The 20,262-nt window shown below is 66.6% G+C and carries 20 protein-coding genes; 10 read left to right on the top strand and 10 right to left on the bottom strand.

Annotated elements, in window-relative coordinates; translation table 11 throughout:
- Positions 1-91 precede the first annotated feature (91 nt).
- Complete coding sequence (locus NGM06_RS07920; protein ID WP_254269750.1) at positions 92-661, top strand: DoxX family protein; 570 nt, start codon at positions 92-94, stop codon at positions 659-661.
- 105 nt (positions 662-766) lie between these two features.
- On the opposite strand, the gene gfo6 is transcribed toward NGM06_RS07920, so the two are convergent.
- Positions 767-1,852 (bottom strand): D-xylose 1-dehydrogenase Gfo6, encoded by a 1,086-nt coding sequence (gene gfo6, locus NGM06_RS07915; RefSeq protein ID WP_254269749.1) that lies wholly within the window; start codon positions 1,850-1,852, stop codon positions 767-769.
- Positions 1,853-2,050: 198 nt separating this feature from the next.
- On the opposite strand from gfo6, the gene NGM06_RS07910 reads away from it, so the two are divergent.
- From NGM06_RS07910 to NGM06_RS07900, 3 genes are all read left to right on the top strand, one after another.
- The gene (locus tag NGM06_RS07910) at positions 2,051-3,367 is read left to right on the top strand and encodes an alpha-amylase domain-containing protein (protein ID WP_254269748.1); all 1,317 of its coding nucleotides are present in this window, start codon (positions 2,051-2,053) and stop codon (positions 3,365-3,367) included.
- Positions 3,368-3,468: 101 nt separating this feature from the next.
- Positions 3,469-4,206 (top strand): NAD(P)/FAD-dependent oxidoreductase, encoded by a 738-nt coding sequence (locus NGM06_RS07905; RefSeq protein WP_254269747.1) that lies wholly within the window; start codon positions 3,469-3,471, stop codon positions 4,204-4,206.
- Between the two features lie 116 nt (positions 4,207-4,322).
- Positions 4,323-5,438, top strand: a complete 1,116-nt coding sequence (locus NGM06_RS07900; RefSeq protein ID WP_254269746.1) for a hypothetical protein — start codon at positions 4,323-4,325, stop codon at positions 5,436-5,438.
- 97 nt (positions 5,439-5,535) lie between these two features.
- Here the strand turns inward: NGM06_RS07900 and NGM06_RS07895 are convergent, their stop codons facing one another.
- Together NGM06_RS07895 and NGM06_RS07890 are read right to left on the bottom strand one after the other, a co-directional pair.
- A complete protein-coding gene (locus tag NGM06_RS07895; protein WP_254269745.1) occupies positions 5,536-7,782 on the bottom strand; it encodes an amino acid permease in 2,247 nt (748 codons plus the stop codon).
- Complete coding sequence (locus NGM06_RS07890; RefSeq protein WP_254269744.1) at positions 7,779-8,222, bottom strand: universal stress protein; 444 nt, start codon at positions 8,220-8,222, stop codon at positions 7,779-7,781. The genes NGM06_RS07895 and NGM06_RS07890 overlap by 4 nt, the downstream gene beginning before the upstream one ends.
- Before the next feature lie 210 nt (positions 8,223-8,432).
- Here NGM06_RS07890 and NGM06_RS07885 point away from each other — a divergent pair, with 210 nt between their 5' ends.
- A complete protein-coding gene (locus NGM06_RS07885) occupies positions 8,433-9,176 on the top strand; it encodes a winged helix-turn-helix transcriptional regulator (protein ID WP_254269743.1) in 744 nt (247 codons plus the stop codon).
- A gap of 50 nt (positions 9,177-9,226) precedes the next feature.
- On the opposite strand, the gene NGM06_RS07880 is transcribed toward NGM06_RS07885, so the two are convergent.
- On the bottom strand, positions 9,227-9,583 hold the full coding sequence (locus NGM06_RS07880; RefSeq protein WP_254269742.1) for a hypothetical protein: 357 nt from the start codon (positions 9,581-9,583) through the stop codon (positions 9,227-9,229).
- Positions 9,584-9,667: 84 nt separating this feature from the next.
- Between NGM06_RS07880 and NGM06_RS07875 the strand changes: the two genes are divergently transcribed.
- Complete coding sequence (locus tag NGM06_RS07875; protein WP_254269741.1) at positions 9,668-10,357, top strand: potassium channel family protein; 690 nt, start codon at positions 9,668-9,670, stop codon at positions 10,355-10,357.
- A 49-nt stretch (positions 10,358-10,406) separates the two neighbouring features.
- On the opposite strand, the gene NGM06_RS07870 is transcribed toward NGM06_RS07875, so the two are convergent.
- Complete coding sequence (locus NGM06_RS07870) at positions 10,407-10,688, bottom strand: hypothetical protein (RefSeq protein WP_254269740.1); 282 nt, start codon at positions 10,686-10,688, stop codon at positions 10,407-10,409.
- Between the two features lie 176 nt (positions 10,689-10,864).
- A complete protein-coding gene (locus NGM06_RS07865) occupies positions 10,865-11,218 on the bottom strand; it encodes a thioredoxin family protein (protein ID WP_254269739.1) in 354 nt (117 codons plus the stop codon).
- Between the two features lie 263 nt (positions 11,219-11,481).
- Between NGM06_RS07865 and NGM06_RS07860 the strand changes: the two genes are divergently transcribed.
- Both NGM06_RS07860 and mutS read left to right on the top strand, forming a co-directional pair.
- The gene (locus NGM06_RS07860; RefSeq protein WP_254269738.1) at positions 11,482-11,994 is read left to right on the top strand and encodes a hypothetical protein; all 513 of its coding nucleotides are present in this window, start codon (positions 11,482-11,484) and stop codon (positions 11,992-11,994) included.
- A gap of 272 nt (positions 11,995-12,266) precedes the next feature.
- Positions 12,267-14,903: a DNA mismatch repair protein MutS gene (gene mutS, locus NGM06_RS07855; RefSeq protein WP_254269737.1), complete on the top strand. Its 2,637-nt coding sequence runs from the start codon at positions 12,267-12,269 to the stop codon at positions 14,901-14,903.
- Positions 14,904-14,957: 54 nt separating this feature from the next.
- Here mutS and NGM06_RS07850 read toward each other — a convergent pair whose 3' ends face one another.
- Positions 14,958-15,755 (bottom strand): DNA polymerase sliding clamp, encoded by a 798-nt coding sequence (locus NGM06_RS07850; RefSeq protein ID WP_254269736.1) that lies wholly within the window; start codon positions 15,753-15,755, stop codon positions 14,958-14,960.
- A 120-nt stretch (positions 15,756-15,875) separates the two neighbouring features.
- On the opposite strand from NGM06_RS07850, the gene NGM06_RS07845 reads away from it, so the two are divergent.
- The gene (locus tag NGM06_RS07845; protein ID WP_254269735.1) at positions 15,876-16,445 is read left to right on the top strand and encodes a DUF8102 family protein; all 570 of its coding nucleotides are present in this window, start codon (positions 15,876-15,878) and stop codon (positions 16,443-16,445) included.
- Between the two features lie 109 nt (positions 16,446-16,554).
- Here the strand turns inward: NGM06_RS07845 and NGM06_RS07840 are convergent, their stop codons facing one another.
- A complete protein-coding gene (locus tag NGM06_RS07840) occupies positions 16,555-17,535 on the bottom strand; it encodes a DMT family transporter (protein WP_254270005.1) in 981 nt (326 codons plus the stop codon).
- Between the two features lie 218 nt (positions 17,536-17,753).
- Between NGM06_RS07840 and NGM06_RS07835 the strand changes: the two genes are divergently transcribed.
- Complete coding sequence (locus tag NGM06_RS07835; protein ID WP_254269734.1) at positions 17,754-18,548, top strand: helix-turn-helix transcriptional regulator; 795 nt, start codon at positions 17,754-17,756, stop codon at positions 18,546-18,548.
- A gap of 6 nt (positions 18,549-18,554) precedes the next feature.
- On the opposite strand, the gene nucS is transcribed toward NGM06_RS07835, so the two are convergent.
- Both nucS and NGM06_RS07825 read right to left on the bottom strand, forming a co-directional pair.
- Positions 18,555-19,289, bottom strand: coding sequence for an endonuclease NucS (gene nucS / locus NGM06_RS07830; RefSeq protein WP_254269733.1), 735 nt, complete (start codon positions 19,287-19,289; stop codon positions 18,555-18,557).
- 105 nt (positions 19,290-19,394) lie between these two features.
- A complete protein-coding gene (locus NGM06_RS07825) occupies positions 19,395-19,973 on the bottom strand; it encodes a DUF6735 family protein (protein ID WP_254269732.1) in 579 nt (192 codons plus the stop codon).
- Between the last annotated feature and the right edge of the window lie 289 nt (positions 19,974-20,262).

The following is a 20,262-nucleotide window of genomic DNA, read 5'->3' as shown; positions in this document are numbered from 1 at the left end:
CGCCGCAGAAGTTACGCTTCTCTACTTCTGGGAACCACTGGCTGTTTATATACCGTCTCCGGCCGTCGATTCGAACGTAAGGTGAACGACGATGACAACTACAGAAATCAACACCCGAGTCAACGAGTTCGAGAGCACGGTCGGCGGCGTCACGGTCCGGGGCGAGGCCCACAGTCTGAGCGCGTGGTTCGTGCTGGCGCTCCGACTCATGATGGGTTACGCGTTCCTCCACTCCGGACTCGACAAACTGCTGGCGGCGGAACCCTTCAGCGCGACCGGCTACCTGCTGAACGCGGTTCCGGAGGCGAGTCCGCTCTACGGGACGTTCCAGTGGATGGGCCAGACCCCGTGGTTCGCCGACTTCCTCGCGGTCGCCGTCCCGTGGGGCGAGACGCTCATCGGCCTCGCTCTACTCGCGGGCCTCGTGACCCGCCTCGCGGCGTTCTTCGGGGCGTTCATGATGCTGATGTTCTACTTCGGCAACTGGGACGTCGCCCACGGCTTCATCAACGGCGACTTCGCGTACATGCTCGTCTTCCTGTCGGTCGCGGCGTTCGGCGCGGGCCGCATCCTCGGACTCGACGCCGTCGTCGAGAACTACGACCTCGGCGGCCGAACGCTGGTCGAGACGTACCCGCGACTCCGGTACGTCCTCGGCTGAGCACTCCTCTTACCGGTCGTCGCGACCGTCTGTGCGGTCCGAGTCGGTTCTCGATGAACGGATAAACCCCCTGCCGGGACAGCGTTTAAATTACTCCTCGCTATATCAAATCCCCGAGAGCGATACCGTCGAACCCGTTTCCGCGCTCTCGTAGATAGCGGCTATCGTCTCAAGGTCCACGAGACCGTGCCGACCGTCGGGGAGAATCTCGCCGTCCGTCCGGAGTTGGTGGGCGAAGTAGTCGAACTCCTCGCGCATCTGGTCTACCTGCTCGTACTCTACGTCCGCCCGTGTACCGTCGACCTCCAGCGCGAACGCCCGGTCGCGCCGGTCGAAGAACGCGGGTTCGACGCTCACGACGCCCTCGGTGCCGACGACCTTCAGGTGGCTGGACTGGGCGGCGTGCTGACTCGCGGAGCAAGCCGCCAGCGTGCCGTCGTCGAATCGGACCTGAAAGGTGGCGGCCTCGTCGGGCACGTCCGAGAAGGCCTCGCCGTCCGAGCGCGCGAACGCCGAGACCGCAACGGGGTCGGCGTCGAGGACGAACCGCGCTGTGTTGAGCGGGTAGATGCCGAGGTCCATCACCGAGGTGCCGGGTCCCGAGAGGTCGGGGTCGAGACGCCACTGGTCGGGGTTCGGATTCATCTCCAACAGGTTCTGAGACATGCTCCCGTGGACGAGGACGGGGTCGCCGATAGCGCCCTCGCCGACGAGTTCGCGCGCCCGCCGGACCGCGGGTTCGGTGTGCATCCGGTAGGCGACCATCAGCGGCACGTCGGCGTCCTCGCAGGACTCGACCATCCGGCGGGCGCGCGCCGGTGTCGCCTCCATCGGTTTCTCGCAGAGGACCGCCTTGCCGAACTCGGCGGCCGACTCGACGAACGCGAGGTGCTCGGCGTTCGGCGTGGCGACGTACACCGCGTCGTACTCGTCTGTGGCCGCGCCGTCGTGGAACTCGTCGTAGGTGAGCGCGACTTCGGCGCTCTCGACGGCGTCGGCCACGTCCTCGGCCTTGTCGCGGTCACCGCTGACGACCACGGTCGTCTCGCACCAGTCGCTGTCCTCGGTCACGGGGATGGCTTCCTCGCGGGTCCACCACCCCAGTCCGACCATGGCGAATCGCACGGGTTCGAGGTCCGATTCCGTCTGCCAGTCGCGGCGTCCGAACGAGGAGAGGGCGTCTCGGTCCATACCGGACTGTCACGGTCCGCCCGGACGTAGCTTTCGACCCGGGCAACGCGGACACCGACCGAGCATAGAGTGCGAACGGGACCGACGAACGCTCGATTCGGACGGGACAGAAGTATCATGAATTAACGTAACTAGGATACGAACATTGAAACTGGCGTAAGAAAATGTTATACTATTTCTTCACAGATTGAGGAGAGGATGGAACGAAGTACCATCGAAGACGGACAGCGACCTTCGCGGAGGAACGTGCTGAAGGGAATCGGCGCACTGGGCGCGGCCGCCGCGGGCGCGTCGCTGACCGCCGACCACGCGTCCGCGCTCGGGTCGAGCGCGGCGTACCAGTACTACCACACCGACTGGGCTACCATCGAGAGCGACCTCTCGACTATCGCCGACCAAGGCTACGACGCGATACAGGTCCCGCCCGCGCAGTTCAGTCGAGTCTACAAGCACGAACGGGAGTACACGGGCGAGAAGTACGACCCGCCGCTGGGCTACCAGCCCATCGACCTGCTGAACTTCGACAGCGAGTTCGGGACCGAGTCGGAGTACCGGTCGATGGTGGACGAGGCCCACACTCAGGGACTGGACGTCGTCGCCGACGCCGTCGTCAACCACATGGCCGCGGGCGGGGACGCCTTCGAACGGAAGGTAACCCTCGACGACATCCCGCAGTTCGGCAGCGACGACTTCCACCCGGAGTGCAGCATCGACTACTCCAGCGACTACTCGGTCGAGGGGTGCTGGCTCGTCGGCCTGCGCGACCTGAAACAGGAGTCGTCGTACGTCCGCGGCGAACTGAAGAAGTACGTGGAGAAGTACCGAAACATCGGCGTGGACGGCATCCGATGGGACGCCGCCAAACACGTCCCGGAGTCGTTCTTCGCCGACTACGCCAACCAGTGGGCGAGCGACCTCTACACGGTCGGCGAGGTCATCCCCGAATCGTACGGCGGCAAGTCCAAACTGGACTACCTGCAGGGGTACGCCGACACCGGGATGTCGGTCACCGACTACACGCTCTACCACGTGATGAAGAACGAGGTGTTCTACGGCCCGGGCGGGGACATGAGCAGGTTGGCCGGGGCGGGGTTCGTCAACCGCGACCCGTACAGCGCGCTGACCTTCGCGGGCAACCACGACAGCCCCGACCCGGCCCAGTCGCTGCTGGCCCACGCGTTCATCCTGACCTACGAGGGGTATCCCCGCGTCTACAGCGAGGACTACGGCGTCGGCGACGACTCCATCGGGAACCTCCTGTGGATTCGGAACAACCTCGCCAGCGGCACGGCCTACGACCGCGTGACCGACGCCGACGTCTACGCCTTCGAGCGGTACAACAACCTGCTGGTCGCCATCAACAACTCCACGAGTTGGCAGACTCGCACGGCGTACACTAGCTGGCGGAATCGAGACCTCAACGACTACACCGGCGACCAGAACGGTCGCGCCGACGGGAACGGGAACGTCGAGGTGTCTATCCCGCCGGAGGGGTACGTCGCGCTCGCACCGTAGTCGGGACTACCAGAGACGAAGACGGTCCCCGACGTTCGCCGGGACCGGGCGAGCTTTCGAACACGCTATTGGGGACCCTCACCGAGACGAAACCGAGAACCATGCCAGACGAGACGTACGGCGTGCTTATCGTCGGCGGCGGCGTCGCGGGTCGCTCCGCCGGCGTCTTCACCGCGCGACACGGATTCGACACGGTCGTCCTCGACGGCGGCGGGTCGATTCTCCGGCGGAACGCCGCGCTGGAGAACTACCCCGGCTTCCCCGCGGGCGTGGACGCCCGACTGCTGCTGGAGATGATGCGCGAGCAGGGCGAACGCGCTGGCTGTGAGTACAGGGAGACCGAGGCCACCGGCGTGGAGGCGACGGACGACGGGTTCGTGACCGAGACGGCCGACGGCGACCGATATCGGTCGCGGTACGTCGTCGCCGCGACCAAGAACGCGACCGACTACCTCGAACCGCTCGACGTGGAACTGAGAGAGCGCGGGAAGACGTTCGTGGAGACCGACGAGAAGGGACGGACCACCGTCGAGGGTCTCTACGCGGCGGGGCGACTCGCCGGGAAGCCCCATCAGGCCGTCGTCGCCGCCGGGCACGGGGCCGAAGTCGCGGTGACGCTCCTCGAAGACGACGACCGACCGTTCTACCACGACTGGGTCGCTCCGGAGGGGTACTTCACGGGTCGCGGCCGGGAGGTGCCGCCCGGGTGCGAGGAAATCGACGACGAGGAGCGCGAGCGCCGCGAGGAGGAGTCGCTCGCGGCGATGCGCGAGCACTTGGGCGAACCGCACCCGGACGAACCGGAGATGCACCCGAGCGTGGAGAGCGACGACGAGTAGTTCCGACCCCGGCGACGGCATCGCGACCGCCGTCTCCGTCACTGTCGCGGCGGGCGTCCCGGACGCGTCGTCGTCGTTCCAACGCATACATACAGGCGCGACGACGAGAGTCGGACATGGACACTCGTTCGTTCGCTCGCGCTGGGACCCTCTGTAGCGCGCTCGGCGCGGTGCCGGTCGCCTCGGCCCATGGCGGCGAGGCGGCCCCGCCGATGCCACAGTGGATGGCGCTCGCGGTCCTCGTCGTCGGCGTCGTCGTGACCGTCGGCGGCGCGTACGCGCGTCACCGCACGACGCCGACGACCGCGCTCGGCGTCGCGTTCGCCGGTATCGTGGTGGCCGCAATCGGCGCGGTCGGTCTGGTCCAACTCTCGCCGGTCGAGACGCTGGCGACCAGCCAACCCCCCATCTCGCGGGCGTGGTACGGCCCGCTGACGCTCGGTATCGGTCTCGCAATCGTCGTCGGGAGTCTCGTCGTCGGCCGGATGCGCTGGCCCGACGACCCCCGGTACGCCGCGCTCGGGATGCTACTGGGCCTGTGGGTCGCCTACCCGGTCCTCGTGCCGAGACCGCTGACGAACCCCGTCGGCTACCTGCTGGCCCTCGCCGTCCCGGTGACGGTCGGGTACGTCGTCCGGCGGGACTGCTGGGACCTGCTGGCGCGGGCGCTGACCGACCGTGCCGCCCGGTGGTTCGGCGTCGGCACCGGCGTCGTCGCCGGACTGTTCTTCATGTTCTCGATGGGCATGCTGACGTTCGTGCCCGAGGTCGGCAGCGGCGTGAACCTGAACCGGAGTTTCGTCACGACCTCGCAGGTCACCAACCCGCTGGTCTACTGGCCCGCCGTCGAGTTCCACTTCCACGACTTCGTCGGCACCACGCCGCTGAGCGGCGTCGTGTCTGTCGGAATGGCGCTGCTCGTCGGTCTCGTCGCGGTGCTGGTGGGACTGAACGCCGCTCTCCTCGCCTACCAGTGGCGAGCCAACGCCGCGAGCGGCGGCGCGGAGGCGACCGCCGGGTCCGCGGCCGTGGCCGCGCCGAACGCCTGCTGTTGCTGCGGCCCGGTCATCTCGGAGTTGGCCGTGGTGTCGGTCGGGCCGTCGGCGGCCGCGCCGCTCTACTGGCTGTTCGTGGACCTCGCCTCGCCGGTCGGTGCGCTGTTCTTCGTCGTCAGCGTCGGCCTGCTGGCCGGGAATCTGGCGCGGGCCGGGCGTTCACAGGGAGCGTGTTGAGTCGAATCGCTGGACGGTAACTCGCGCTGGAAAATCGGTAATCGGCGATTGTCTGTCGGAGCCGAACCGTGGTCGGAGCCGGAGCGGACCGGCGTGGTTACGAGTTCAGGCGGTCTATCACGCCTTCGCGGACGCTCCGCGCCGTCTGCTTCGGTCCGCGAACCATGGCGACGGTGGCGTCCACTCGCTCGCCTATCGTCTCCGGAATCGACCCGAACAGTGCTTGGGAGACCGACCCCGAACGCGTCGCGCCGACGCAGACCGTGTCGTACGCAGCGACCGCGTCGAGCAGCGTCTGCTCGATATCGTCGCCGACGACGACTTCGCTCTCGTAGTCCACGTACTCGATACCGGCGCGCTCGGCGAGGTCCGCGATTACGGCTTCGCCGCGCTCGCGCGGGTCCTCCTCGTCGTCCGGACGCTGGGCGTTGAGCAGGGTGAGCGACCCCTCTCCCGGGATGGTATCGACCAGTTCCGCGCCGCGACGAGCGGCGACGGGAGCGTGCGGTCCTTCGCCTGCGAGCGCGACGACGTCCCGCACTACGTCCTGACGCTCGGTCGTCGCCAGTTTCGCCAGCGTCACCTCGCAGGGTGCGTGCTGGACGACTTGGTCGATGTTCGACCCGAGGATGTGTTCGCGGGCGCTCCGGGACCCCTTCCAGCCCATCAGCACGTGGTCGGCCCGCTCCTCTTCGACGACGTCGAGAACGACGTCACCGACGTCGCGCCCGACTATCGCTCGCGTCCGGAGACCGATGTCGAGGTCCTCGGCGATGTTCCGGGCGGCGTCGAGCAGTTCCTGTTGGCGCTCGACGCGCTCGTTCTCGAACTCGAGGTCCTGAGACAGCGACGTCTGCTGGGGCACTTCGATGACGTTGACCGCGATGATTTCGGCGTGTTCGTCCTCGTGGGCGTGGGCGTTCGCGGCCGCCAACCAGAGCAGGTCCCGCTCGGTGTCGGGGTTCGCGACGGGGACGACGACCCGATAGTTGCCTTTGCCGTCGGCGGCGGTCGTCGGTTCCGGCGCGATGGCCTCCCCGACCAGTCCCTCGGTGATAGCGCGGTCGCGCGCGTACGCGAAGTACCAGACGACGCCGACGAAGACGATTGCGACGCCGATGGCCTGCACGACCCAGCTCATCTGGAACAGGATCGCGATGCAGGCGACGAAGCCCAAAATCGGGACGACCGGGTAGAGGACGCTCGGAATCTGGAACGCCGGGTCGTAGTCGTCCGGGTCGGCCCGCCGCATCACGACGACCGCGACGTGGACGAGCGCGTACGTGACGAGATACGAGAAGGAGGCGACCTCCGCGAGCGTCCCGATGGGGACGCCGCTGGCGATGAGCGCGAGGATGACCGCGCCGGTGGCGACGATGGCGCGGTACGGCGTGCGGAAGCGCTCGTGGACCTGATTGAGCCAGTTGGTGAGAATCTTGTCCCGGCCCATCGCGAAGTTGACGCGGGCCGCCGACAGGATGGACGCGTTCGCGCTGGACACCGTGGCGAGGACCGCCCCGACGACCATCGCGATCGCGCCGATTTCGCCGAGGAACTGCTCGGCCACGCGGGCGACCGGAATGTTCGAGGTGGCGAGCGCGTCGATGGAGAGGGTGCCGGTGCTGACGAACATCACCAGCACGTACATCAGCGTCGGCGTGACGACCGCCGCAATCATCGACAGCGGGAGGTTGCGGCTCGGATTCTTAATCTCCTCGGCGCTGGTGGCGATGACCTCGAACCCGATGAACGTGACGTACACCGTCCCGGCAGTGGCCGCGACTGCGGGCCATCCGTTCGGGTTGAACGGGTCGAGGGTCTCCATGTCCACGTTCAGGACGCCGAACGCGATGAAGACGATGATGAGTCCGACCAGCGCGAGGACGATGACGTTCTGGAGCGCGCCGGTCTCCTTGACGCCCCGGTAGTTGACGCCGGTCAGGATGGCGGCCATGACGAGCGCCGCGATGGCCACGCCCGTCGAACCCATCGGGACGAAGTACGTGAGGTACTGGCCGAAGCCGAGCATGTAGAACGCCGACGCGAACATCAGGCCGCCCCACATGCCCCATCCGACGATGCTCCCGAAGAAGCTCCCGAGCGACCGGTTGACGTAGTAGTAGCTCCCGCCAGCCTTCGGCATTCCCGTGGCGAGTTCCGACAGCGAGAGCGCCGCGAGCAGCGAGACGAGACCGCCGACGGCGAACGAAATCATGCTCGCCGGACCCGCCGCCTCGGCCGCGATGCTCGGCAGGACGAAGATGCCCGCACCGATCATCGTGCCCAGACCGATGGTGTAGGCTTCGAGGAAGCCGAGGTCACGGGCGAGTTCCTGGTCGGTCATCCGTTCGCCTCCGCCTCGTCCGGCAGGACGACGACCGGCCTGTCGGCGTTCCGGACGAGGCCAGTCGCCGTGTCGTTCGTCAGGAGCTTGAGCCACCGACTGCCGCCTCGGGGGGTGAAGACGACGGCGGAAGCGTCGAACTCGTCGGCGGCGTCGAGTATCGCCTCGGCGACGTCGGTGCCGTAGAGGATTCGCGTTTCGAGGTCGATTCCGTCCGCCGCGAGGCCCTCCTCGACGACCGCGAAGATGTCGCGCGCCCACTCCTCGCGCTGTTCGACGGAGGCCTTGTCGGGCGCTCCGCCTGCCTTCTCGACGACGTGGACGGCCAACACCTCACCGCCGCCGTCTCGGAGTCGAGGAAGCACCTGCTCGCAGGTCGCCTCGGCGTCCTCCACCGACGCGACCGGCAGGACGATTCGCTGTAGTAGTGTGTCTGTCATGCGTAACCTCTCTCGTTAGTCGGGAGGTTATCCTTCTAGAGTATATAAGTATGGTTTTGCAGGCAGTCATCACACACGTCAAAATTGAGCATTCCGAAATCCCACCGGGGAATCACTATCAGCCTATCGAGAGAACGAGCGTCGCACCGCCGAGCGGCGGCGATACCCGAAGTCGGAAGCGGTTTACCCCCGCTCGCCCACCTCCGAAGTATGAGCGTTCGCTTGGACGAGATAGACAAGCGCATCCTCTACCACCTCGCTCGGGACGCACGCGGTATCTCGGCCCCGGACATCGCCGAGGAGGTCAACGTCTCGGCGGGGACGATACGGAACCGAATCCAGCAACTCGAAGCCGAGGGCGTGATAGAGGGGTATCACGTCCGCATCGACTACGAGCGCGCGGAACGTCGGCTGAGGAACCTCTTCATCTGTTCGACCGACGTCCCCGACCGCGAGCGCATCGCCAAGCAGGTCGCGGACATCCCCGGCGTCATCGGCGTCCGCGAACTGATGACGGGACGCGGGAACCTCCACGTGACCGCCGTCGGCGAGGACATGGCCGACCTCTCGCGCGTCGCGCGGGACCTCGCGGCCCTCGGCATCGACATCGAGGAGGAGAACCTGATTCAGCAGGAGTATCGCGGTCCCTACGACGCGTTCGGCCCCGAGGACGGACCCGAGGGCCACTCCATCACCGACTTCATGAACCTCTCGGGCGGTGCGGAAGTGGTGGAACTCACCGTGACCCGTTCGGCACCGATTGCCGGACTTACCCTTCAGGAGGCGAACGAGCGAGGCATCATCGATTCGGAGGCGCTCATCATCTCGATAGAGCGCGACGAACAGATGCTGACGCCGAAGGGAGACACCAAGATGAATCCCGACGACGTGGTCACCCTCTTCTCGCGGACCGGCATCGACGACGAGACGATAGCGGCGTTCAGCGAGCAGTAACGTCCTCCGTCGCTCCGAGACGTAGTCACTACGCCGGTCACGCTCTACGGTTACTTGACCAGTCCGACGAACTCCCAGTGCAGGGACGGTCCCGCTCCGTCTTCGGGATGGTTCTCCACTCGGACGTGGTAGAGGTACGGCCCGTGGGGACACTCCTCGCAACCCTGCGCGCACGGTTGGCGTTTGACGACCTTCGCGTAGCCGTCGCGCTCTTCGACGTCGAGAATCTCCTCTCCCGGGCGCGCTTCGAGCAGGTCCGTCACCGTCGGCGGTCGCGGCAGGAGCGACTCCGCGTGGGAGATGACCGCGCGGAGTTCGGACTCGGACAGGTCGGAGAGACGTTCCGCGAGGTCGTCGGGGAGCGAGGAGCCAGGGGAGTCGGACCGGTTGTCGGAGTCTTGGGACATGCTCCGGATTTCGGAACCATCCCACTTAGAGTTACGGAATCGCAACCAACTACTTTTATAGTATTCTGTGTTCCTCAATCTAGCATGTACGTAATTATCGTTGGCGCAGGCGACATCGGGTCTCCGCTCGTCGAACTCGCCAGCAGGGAGAGCCACGACGTGGTCGTCGTCGAACGCGACGAGGCAGTGGCCAGCGACATCTCCCGGAACCACGACTGCCTCGTGCTGAACAGGGACGCGACGACGATGGAGGCGCTCGAAGAGGCGGGCGGCGACCGGGCCGACGCCATCATCAGCACGACCGAGTCCGACGCGACGAACATCATGGTGATGCTACTCGCTCGGGAACTCGAAATCCCCTCGCAGGTGTCGGTCGTCCACGACCCCGAGCACATGAGCCTCTTCCGACGGCTCGGCGTCAACGCCCTCGAAAATCCGGAGCAACTCATCGCGGAGTATCTCTATCGGGCGGTCCAGCGACCCTCGATAAAGGACTTCATGCACCTCTCGGGCGACGCCGAGATATTCGAGATTACCGTGGGCGAGGACAGCGCCATCACCGGTCGGAGCCTCGCCGCCGCCGACGAGAACGACGTTCTCCCGGACGACGTTCGGGTCGTCGCCATCGAGCGCGACCAGTCGGTCCTCCTCCCGCAGGGCGACACCGAGATTCGGAGCGGCGACTTGGTGACGGTGTTCTCGAAGCGCGGGTTCGGCTCCGAGATCATCGAGACGTTCGTCGGGGAAGCGACACCGTCGTCCGCGGTCAGTTGAGCCGAATCGTCACCGACGGCCGGGGGTCGCCGTCGCTCGCCCGCGTCGGTCACCGTCGAAACAGGACGGCGGCACCGCCGAACACCAGAACGACGACCACGACCGGGACGTGCCACTCGTCGGTCACGACCGGCGGACCGACGCCGGAGAGAACGAGCGAGACGGCGACGCCGACGATAGCCGCGGTTCCCCGCGGTCTGAGGTCCAAGTCGCCGTCGTAGAGGAGCGCGACGGCGACGAGACCGATGGCCAGCGCTATCCACTCGTCGCGCGACGAGAGGATGCCGTGGGGAACGCCGAACACGCCCTCGTTCGAGGCAAGTACGAACACCGGATTCTCTATCGTGGTCGTGCGCCGCGAACGACCGGCGTCGCCGTGAGCACGCCCGCCACCGACAAAAGCCCTCGCGGAGCAGTCGGCGAACTGCAGCGAGGCAATCGACTGGATTGCTCCGGGAAATTCGCGTTCCGAAAAGCACCGAAAATCCGATTCCGAAACGAACTGTGCTACTGCGTCTCGCCCCTCGACTCCACGAACTCGACGACTGCCTCGGTCCCCCGAAACCCCTCCGCCATCCGCCCGACGAGTTCGCCGTCCTCGAACAGGAGCAGTGTCGGGACGCTCCGAACGTCGTACGCCTCGACGAGCGACAGGTCGTCGCGGGGGTTCAGCATCCCCACGGCGGCGTCGGTCGCACGGGCCACGTTCCCGACGACCGGTTCGATGGCCTGACAGAGCGAACAGCCCTTGGTGTAGAAGTCCACCAGCGCGAGGTCGTTGTCGGCGACGAAGGCGTCGAGTTCGTCGGCGTCGCGGAGGTGAACCGGCTTGTCCGCGGTCGTTGCGTTCTGGTCGGTCACGCGTAACTCTACGGTGCCAGCGCCGGTTAGCCGTTCCGCTCTCGGCGGCTTCTGGCGGTTCTTCTTCGACCGTCGTCGAGTGGGCGAGCGGTCGGTGATGTGATGGGAGAGAGGAGAAAGGAAGATACAACCTCGTCGGAATCCTCTCTCCCGAACAGTACAACTCCGAATACGCGTGATATAGAGCGTTTATCTATCGTTTCGGTTTTGAGCCAATTGGAACGGGAAGAACATATTAGTAATTTGAGCAACAACTTTGCTCTATGAGCCTTGGGTCTGACCGATTCACCGACCTGCTTCTTGGGGAGAAGTGGTCGAGGACACGACAGGCGTTCATACTCGCAGTTGGGTTTGCCATCGTCGGTGTGGTGTTGGAATATGCCCTCTTTCTTACGAAATTCGAGGGTGGAGTGATTGAGACGCTTCACGAGGTGTTCCTACTCGATGGATACCTCCCGAGTTGGCACGCAACAGGCATGCTCTTCGTTATCGGCCTCGCCGCCCTTCATGCGTATCTAAATGAAGGGTATCTCCCGAGTATCCTCCTTGGCTGGAGTCCCGTGTATGGGAACGTCAGTTGGACGATTGGGTCTCCCACGGCGATCGAGAATTATTATCTCGACCCGGTTGCGGCGTTTGAGCGTACGTTCCCTGAAGCACTCGTCCTCGCTTCACTTGGGTTTGTCATCGGTCTCAGTCTCCGCTGGATTCGGAAGCGACGAGAGACCGACGCGATGCCCCAGTCCGACTCAGACAACCTGCAATCGACGGGATAACTCTCAGAGAATCAGTATCAGTACCAATCAAACTCGGTCAGCGATACGTTCGCACCACGCATCGTCCACCCCAACTCCGGGCAGAGTCGAAGCGTTTCGACAGCGCCAGCTATCACTCCCGTACGCAGTTCACCACACCGCAGAGGTCGGTGAACGGGAAAAGCTAGCTACTGATTGAACAATAGTGACCGCACAGCAGTCGGACGACGGGGAGCAATCCCGCCGTCGGCATCCGATTCCTATTTTTGGCTCGGGCCACTCTACTATCACTCATGGACGCGGCGCTGGGGCCACCCGAGAAGATGGCCGAGAACGAGGACGACCTGACGCCGATGATGAGTCAGTACTTCGAGTTGTGCCGGAAGTACGACGACTCGCTCGTGCTGTTTCAGGTGGGGGACTTCTACGAGACGTTCTGTGACGCCGCGGAACGGACCGCGCGACTGCTCGAAATCGCGCTGACCAAGCGCGAGGACTCGACCGGGACGTATCCGATGGCGGGCATCCCCATCGACAACGCCGAGTCGTACATCGAGACCCTGCTGGACGCGGGCTACCGGGTCGCCGTCGCCGACCAAGTGCAGGACCCCGAGGACGCTACCGGGGTGGTCGAGCGCGCGGTCACCCGAATCGTGACCCCCGGCACCCTGACCGAGGACGAACTGCTCGACACCGAGGACAACAACTTCGTGGCCTGCCTCACGGAGGACCCCGACCGCTACGGCGTCGCCCTGCTCGACGTCTCGACCGGCGACTTCTACGCGACCAGCGCGCGCCGCGAGGAGTTGGTCGCCGACGAGGTGAGTCGGTTCGCCCCGGCCGAGGCCATCACGGAACCCGACGCCACCGCCGACCCGTTCGAGGCCGACTGCATGGTCTCGCCCTACGACGCCGAGGCGTTCGACCCCGACGCCGCGGCCGACCGAGTCGAGCGCTACTTCGGGTCGCCCGACGCCCTGCTCGCGGCCGACGTGGAGGTCCGCGCCTGCGGTGCCCTCCTCGCGTACGCCGAGTACACCCGCGGTGGAAAACGTGCCGACGGGCATGCAGGCGAAGACGGGCACCTCGACTACCTCAACCACCTGACCCGCTACGAACCCCGCGAGTACATGCTGCTGGACCGGGTGGCGCTCGCCAGCCTCGAACTGTTCGAGCGCCGGACGGTCCACGGCGACGCCGACGTGACCCTGCTCGGCGTGCTGGACGAGACCTCGTCGGCGCTCGGAAGTCGGACGCTCAAGGACTGGCTCCGGCGTCCGCTGCTCGAACCCGACCGCATCGAGGCCAGACTCGACGCCGTCGAGGAGTGGACCCACGACGTGCAGGCCCGTGAGGCGGCCCGGGACCTGCTCCGGGACGTGTACGACATCGAGCGCCTCATCGCCCGCATCTCGCGGGGGCGGGCCAACGCCCGCGACCTGCGCTCGCTGAAGGCCACCCTCGACGTGGTGCCCGAGTTGAAGGCCGCGATGGTCGACTTCGAGTCCGAGTTGCTGACCGAACTCCGCGGGAACCTCGACGAACTCGCCGACGTCCGGGACCTCGTCGAGCGCGCGATTCGGGAGGACCCCGCGCGGGAAATCACCGAAGGCGACGTGATAAAGCCCGGTTACGACGACGAACTCGACGAACTCCGGGCGACCGAGCGCGAGGGCAAGGCGTGGATAGACGACCTCGAAGCGAAGGAGCGCGAGCGGACCGGCGTCGACTCGCTCAAGGTGGGCCACAACTCGGTCCACGGCTACTACATCGAGGTCACGAACCCCAACCTCGACGCGGTGCCCGACGACTACGAGCGCCGCCAGACCCTGAAGAACTCCGAGCGGTTCTACACGCCCGAACTCAAGCAGCGCGAGGACGAGATTCTGCGGGCCGAGAACCGGGCCGACGACCTCGAACACGACCTGTTCCGCGAGGTGCGGTCGTCGGTGGCCGCCGAGTCCGAGCGCGTGCAGGCCGTGGCCGACGCGCTCGCCCGACTCGACGTGCTGGCCGCGCTGGCTGAGGTCGCGGCCACGCGGGACTACGTCCGCCCGGAAATCGGCGGGGACGGTATCCGCATCGAGGGCGGCCGCCACCCCGTCGTGGAGCGGACCCAGCAGTCGTTCGTGCCCAACGACACCCGCCTCGACGCCGAGGACTCCTTCGCGGTCATCACCGGCCCGAACATGTCGGGGAAATCGACGTACATGCGGCAGGTCGCGCTCGTCACCGTCCTCGCCCAGACCGGGAGTTTCGTCCCGGCGGCGAGCGCCCGCATCGACCCGGTGGACCGCGTCTTCACCCGGGTCGGCGCGAGCGACGACATCGCCGGGGGCCGCTCGACGTTCATGGTCGAGATGACCGAACTCGCCTCGATTCTGGAGAGCGCCACCGACGAGTCGCTGGTCCTGCTGGACGAGGTGGGCCGCGGAACCAGCACCACCGACGGTCTCGCCATCGCCCGCGCCGTGACCGAACACGTCCACGACGAGGTGGGCGCGCTCACGCTGTTCGCCACCCACCACCACGAACTCACCCGGACCGCCGCGGACCTGCCGCGGGCGTTCAACCTCCACTTCTCCGCCGACCAGACCGACGAGGAGGTCGTCTTCGACCACGACGTGCGCCGGGGCGCGGCCACCGCCTCCTACGGCGTGCAGGTGGCCCGCGAGGCCGGTGTTCCGGACGAGATAGTCGAGCGAGCGCGGGAGTTGCTTAGCGAGGCGGAGTCGGCCGACGTGGAAGTCGAGGAGTCGGACCCCGAGACCGGGGGAGTCGAAGACGACAACTCGGAACCGACACCGAAGGCCATCGCAGACGGTGCGGAGGACGAACTCGCCGCGCGACTCCGCGAGGTGGACGTGGCGACGATGACGCCGCTGGAGGCGATGAACGAACTGGCGGAACTGAAGCGCGAAGTGGAGTAGGTAATCTCGTTTTCCAGAGGTCAGACAGAGGTGCAGTAGCGCCGACTGCCGTGGTCACTGCCGAGAGATGCGTGGCGCGACGAAGTACGCTACCGACCCCGCCTCGTCGGCGAACTCGTACTCGATGGCGACTGGCTGTTCGGTCCCGAGTCGGAGGTCGACGTCGAGGTCCGAGGGCATCGCGCGGCCGATGACCGAGAGGTAGTCGAGCGAGAACAGCGACCGGACCTCCGCGGACCTCACCTCGACGAGGTCGTCGGCCGTCAGTACGAGCGACACGTCGTCGGTGTCGCCCTCGGCCTCGACGAAGAAGGCGTCCTCCTCGGCGTCGATACCGAGGGCGAGGTGGTCCGAAACCATGTCCGCGGCCCGGACGGCCCAGTCGAAGTCGTCGGCGTCGGCGACGACGCCACCTTCGAAGTCGAAGTTCTCGCTGGGCCGGTCCGGGGGCCGTCGAATCGTCTCCGGGTCGATAAGCGCCAGCGCGTACTCGAGACCGCCGAACCGAATCTCCAGCGTGCGGGTCTCGTGGTCGAGTGCGAGGTGAACCGACTGGCCGCGGTCGGCCATTCCCACGACGTCGCCGAGTCGGGAGAGGTCGACGCCGCTCCGGACGCCGGTCGCCTCGTAGTCGTCGAACGCCGCCCGCTCCAAGGTGAGGTCGACAGACGCCACCGTCGCCGGGTCCATCCCCCACATCCGGACGCCGTCCTCGTCGAACGAGAGGTGACACTCGTCGAGGAGCGCGGCGACGAGGTCGACGGCGGTCTGAATCGCGTCGGCGTTGACAGTCGCTTGGAACGACCGGGTCGATGCCTCGGGGGCGTCGGCGTCTGAGACGGACTCGCTCATTGTGTCGCGTCGGAACCATCATCGACGGAACCTATAAGCGTTTTGCCGAGTGTGCCGGACATAATCCAAAATCCATTATCTATATAAATGGTAAACGCACATCATAACCCATATCAGATTATGACCGAGGACGAGCGGGACCGTGGCATCCTGAGTCGGGCCGACAGAGCGTACCTCCGCGGGGAGGCCGACCACGCGAGCGTCCAGTCCGAGCGGAACGCTCGGGGCCGCATCCGGGAGCGGATCTACCACGCGCTGCTGGACTTCGAGGTACTCGTCGAGCACCTCTCGGAGCGAGACCGCGAACTCGTCACCGAGAAGCGACTCGGCGACATCGACGGGACGGAGGCGTTCGACGCGCTGGTGTCTGGGGTCGCCTTCCTCTACCGGGCGACGAAGGACACGGACCTCGAGTTCGAGACGGTGCTCAACGAGGCGGTCAACCTCGCGGAAGTGAACGACGACCGGGTCGCCACCGTGGACCTCGACCTGACGTTCCAGTCGCTGACCGCCGAACAGTTGCGCCACAAACTGGAACGGGGCGAAGACCTGTCGCTCACCGAGGTCGCGTATCTCCACGAGAGCGACGAGGTCGGGTTGGACGAGTTGGCCCGGTACTTCCGGGACGCAGAGGAGGAGACGCCAGCGGTGGACGACGGCCGAATTCAGTCGAAGGTGACCAACTTCTGACTCGCAGCGGCGGGCGTCGCACGTCCGATAGTGAGCAGGCGACCTCCCGTACCACGAAGTCCGGTTCGGCGTACCGGAACCGAAGTCCGAAGTCGAGTGACCCGGTCGGTCAGTCGGACTCGCAACCGTACTGCTCGTCGGTCGGTCGCCCGCCGTCGGTCAGCGCGCGCTCCGCGGACGGAGACCGGAAGCGCCCCCGCACGTCTATCGACTCGCTGCCGATTACCGCGAACCCGGCGAAGATGGTGAGGAACCCGCCGACCGCGAGCGCCGAGATGTCCTCGCCGAGCAACGCCCACCCGCCCAGCGACGCCACGACCGGCACGAGGTAGAAGACGAGGTTCGCCCGAATCGCGCCGGTGACGTCGAGGAGTCCGAAGTAGGCGATGTACGCCAGCGCACCGGCGAAGAGAGCGACGTACCCGAGCGCGGCCAGCGCCTCCGGCGTCCACGAGATGGACGCGGCCGACTCCCCGGCCGACCAACTCAGGAGGTGACAGAGCAGCGCACCGAAGGGCAGGCCCCACGCGGTGCGGACCGTACTCGACAGGTCGCCGTCGGCCCACCGGATGAGGACGCTCCCCAGCGCGCCGCTCACCGCGCCCGCGAACAGAATCGCCTTGCCGACCGCGTCGCCGCCGAGCAGGTTCGCGGGGTCGGGGCTGACGACCAGACCGACGCCGACGAGACCGAGGAGCATCCCCGCGGCCCCGCGCGCCGAGAGGCGCTCGTCCGAGAGCAGGACGGCCGCGAACACCGGCGTCAGGATGGGGTTCAGACTGAAGACGATGGAGGCGACGGCGCTGGAGGCGTACTGCTGACCGACGAACAGCAGGGCGTTCGTCAGTCCGATGGCCAGAATCCCGGTCGCGAGGATGCCCGCGGCGTCACCGCGGGTCCGGGGGAGCAGGTCCTCGCGCGAGGTCGTGAGCGCCGCGTACCCCAGCAGCGCCGCGGCCGCGACGTCGAACCGGAGCGCCACGAACAGCAGGGGCGGGAAGTAAGCGAGACCGGCCTTCGCGGCGACGAACGTGCCGCCGAAGAGGACGCTGGCGACTGCGAAGAAGACGAGCGTGCGGCGTTCGACCACGGTCACGCCGCCTCCTCGCGTATCGCGTGCGCCGGACCTGCGAGGTGCGGCGCGTCGAGAGAACGAATCATACGACACGGTAGGAGCGCCGGGGTTATAGTTTCATTTAGAAACTATTTCACGGTAAGAAACGGCGGTGAGTCGGCGGACGTCGGTCGAGGCGTGAAATCGTTTCACGGTACGAAAGCGATTTACCGCGAGCGGTTCGACTGTCGGTCATGGAGTCCGCGCTGGAGGAAATCGAGTTCCTCGCGCTCTCGCCCAATCGAGTCGAAGTGCTGCGCCTGCTCGCCGCCGACCGACGCACGCGGAGCGACCTCGCGGCGGCCACCGGGGCGTCGCAGGCGACCCTCGGTCGCATCCTCGGCGACTTCGAGGAGCGGTCGTGGATTCGCCGCGAAGACGGCGAGTACGCGGCGACTGCGACCGGGCGACTCGTCGCCGAGGGGTTCACCGACCTGCTGGAGATTCTCGAAATCGAGGGCGACCTCCGCGACATCGTGCGCTACCTGCCGACCCATGCGATGGACTTCGACCTCCGGCGACTCGCCGACGCCACCATCACCGTTCCGAGCCAGATGCGGCCGAACGCGCCGGTCCAGCGGGTCCTCGACCTGCTCGGGGACGCGGAGGAGGTCCGGGCGTTCTCCCACGCGTTCAACGAGCAGAGCCTCGGACTGATTCGCGACCGGACCGTCGCTGGCGACGCGACGTTCCGGGGCGTCCTCTCGCGCAACGCCATCGACGCGCTCGCCGACGACTCGGGGTTGCGCGAACAGTTCGCGTCGCTGCTCGACGCCGACGGCGCGGAGATACGCGTCCGCGAGGAGGGGATTCCGCTCGCGGTGACGGTCGCCGACGACGCGGTCCACCTGCTGTTGCGCGACGAGAACGGCGTCCTGCAGGCGTCGGTGGACACCGACGACCGGGCGGTGCGTTCGTGGGCGCAGGACACCCTCGACCACTACTGGCGGACCGCCACGCCCCTCGACGCCGAGGAGTTCTCGACCTGAGCGGCGTCACTCCGGCGGACCGAGCGAGACGAACTCCAACCCCTTCTCGGCCAGCAGTTCTCGGGCGCGTTCGGTCACCGAGGGCGCGACCAGAAAACCGCGAATCTCGGCGTCGGCGTGGAGTTCGCGGTCCAGCGCCTCGACGTACCGCGATAGCTGACCCGCCGCGTCCGGGCCGACGCGCTTGCGCTTGAGTTCCACCACGACCGTCGCGCCGTCGCGGTCTTTCCCGTAGATGTCCACCGCCCCGGCGGGCGTCTCGCGCTCCGTGGCGAGCGGTCGGAACCCGGCTTCCACGAGGTCGGGGTCGTCGAGGACGCGCTGGCGGAGGTCCTCCTCGGTGCCTTGGAGCGCGAGGTCGTTCCGGTCGGTCACGTCGAACGTGGATAGCTGTTCGACCCGCTCGAACGCCACGACCAGTCGCTCCTCGGGCGAGGCCCGGCGACTGAGAATCCGGAACTCGCCGTCGGCGACGCTCGCCTCGTGGGTACACCCCGGCGGTTGCCAGTTGACCGGCTTCTGGCCCTCGTCGGTGTGGACCAGCGCGGTGCCGTCGGGCTTGAGGACGACCAGTCGGTCGCCGGGACCGAGCGTGCTGGCGGCCCGGCCCTCGTACTCGACGGTACACCGACCGAAGACGGTCACGAGGTTCTCGGCGGCGACGGCCGCGGCGACGCGGTCGCGGGCCGTCTCGGGGTCCGGGCGGTGGAGGGTGGCGGAGTCGCCGTCTGCGATTGTCACTGGGTCCGCGTAGGCGGCGAACGCACTAAAGCGGCCCGCGTCGCCCCGCCGAGCGTACCGCGCGGTCGCCGGTCGAGGAGTCCGCCGTCCGACGGTTTGGCGGAGTCAGTCGTCCACCGGTCCGCCGTCCGACGCTCGGTCGGGAGCTATCACCGTCCGGTCGTCGGCCCGCGTCTCGACGCGCCGGGCGAGGTACTCGGTCGCCGCCTCGGGAGAGAGCGCACCCCAGTCCACCGCGTCGCCGACGACCGCTTTCGTTCCCCGGAACCACTGCGGGAAGGAGTCGTCCCCCTCCGGGTGGACCTCGACCAGCGCGCCGTGACCGACCGTCTCGCTCCGCTCGACGGTGTCGCTGTCGGCTTCGAGACCGAACCAGAGGACGTGGAACGCCGTCATCTCGTAGTCGAGTTCGATCCGGTAGAACGCCTCGTGGTGGAGGAAGTCGAGGGAGTTCGCGGCGATGTCGGCCAGCGAGCGGTCGGTGGCAACTGGAGACGGGTCCACGGCGAACGGGGTGTCGGCGGCGTAGGGCGACTTCGCCGAGAGTCGGCCCGCGAGCGCGAAGTCGGCACCGCCCCAGTGCGAACGGTGGAGGTCGTAGGTGGCCGGTCCGTCGTCGGAAGCGTCGGTCGAGTCGGTGTCGTCGCCCTCGCGGCGGTACGCGAGGAGTGCGCGGTGTCCCATCGGCGGAATTCGTCCCGTCTTCGGATGTAAAGCTACGCTCGGCGGAGGGCGGTTCGCGCGACGTATCTTCCCCCCCGAAACTGTCATAATATCCTGTACTATTTGTTTGCGTATACAGTAACCTTCTTATCAGAAGCCTCCTTTGCCACGGTTGGAAGTACATTGCTATCGTCGCTATCGCCGGAAGCGAGTCGATGGCGTCGGGAGCTACAATCGTAATGCAGCTATTAGGACGGTCCACGAGGAATACTGTCGGGCGTGCGGACAGTGCGACGGTTCGATATTTATG

This window comes from Halorussus aquaticus (assembly GCF_024218795.1).
Classification (GTDB): Archaea; Halobacteriota; Halobacteria; order Halobacteriales; family Haladaptataceae; genus Halorussus; species Halorussus aquaticus.
The sequence above is the reverse complement of the archived record's forward strand: the minus strand, read 5'-3'. Positions and strand labels throughout refer to the sequence as shown.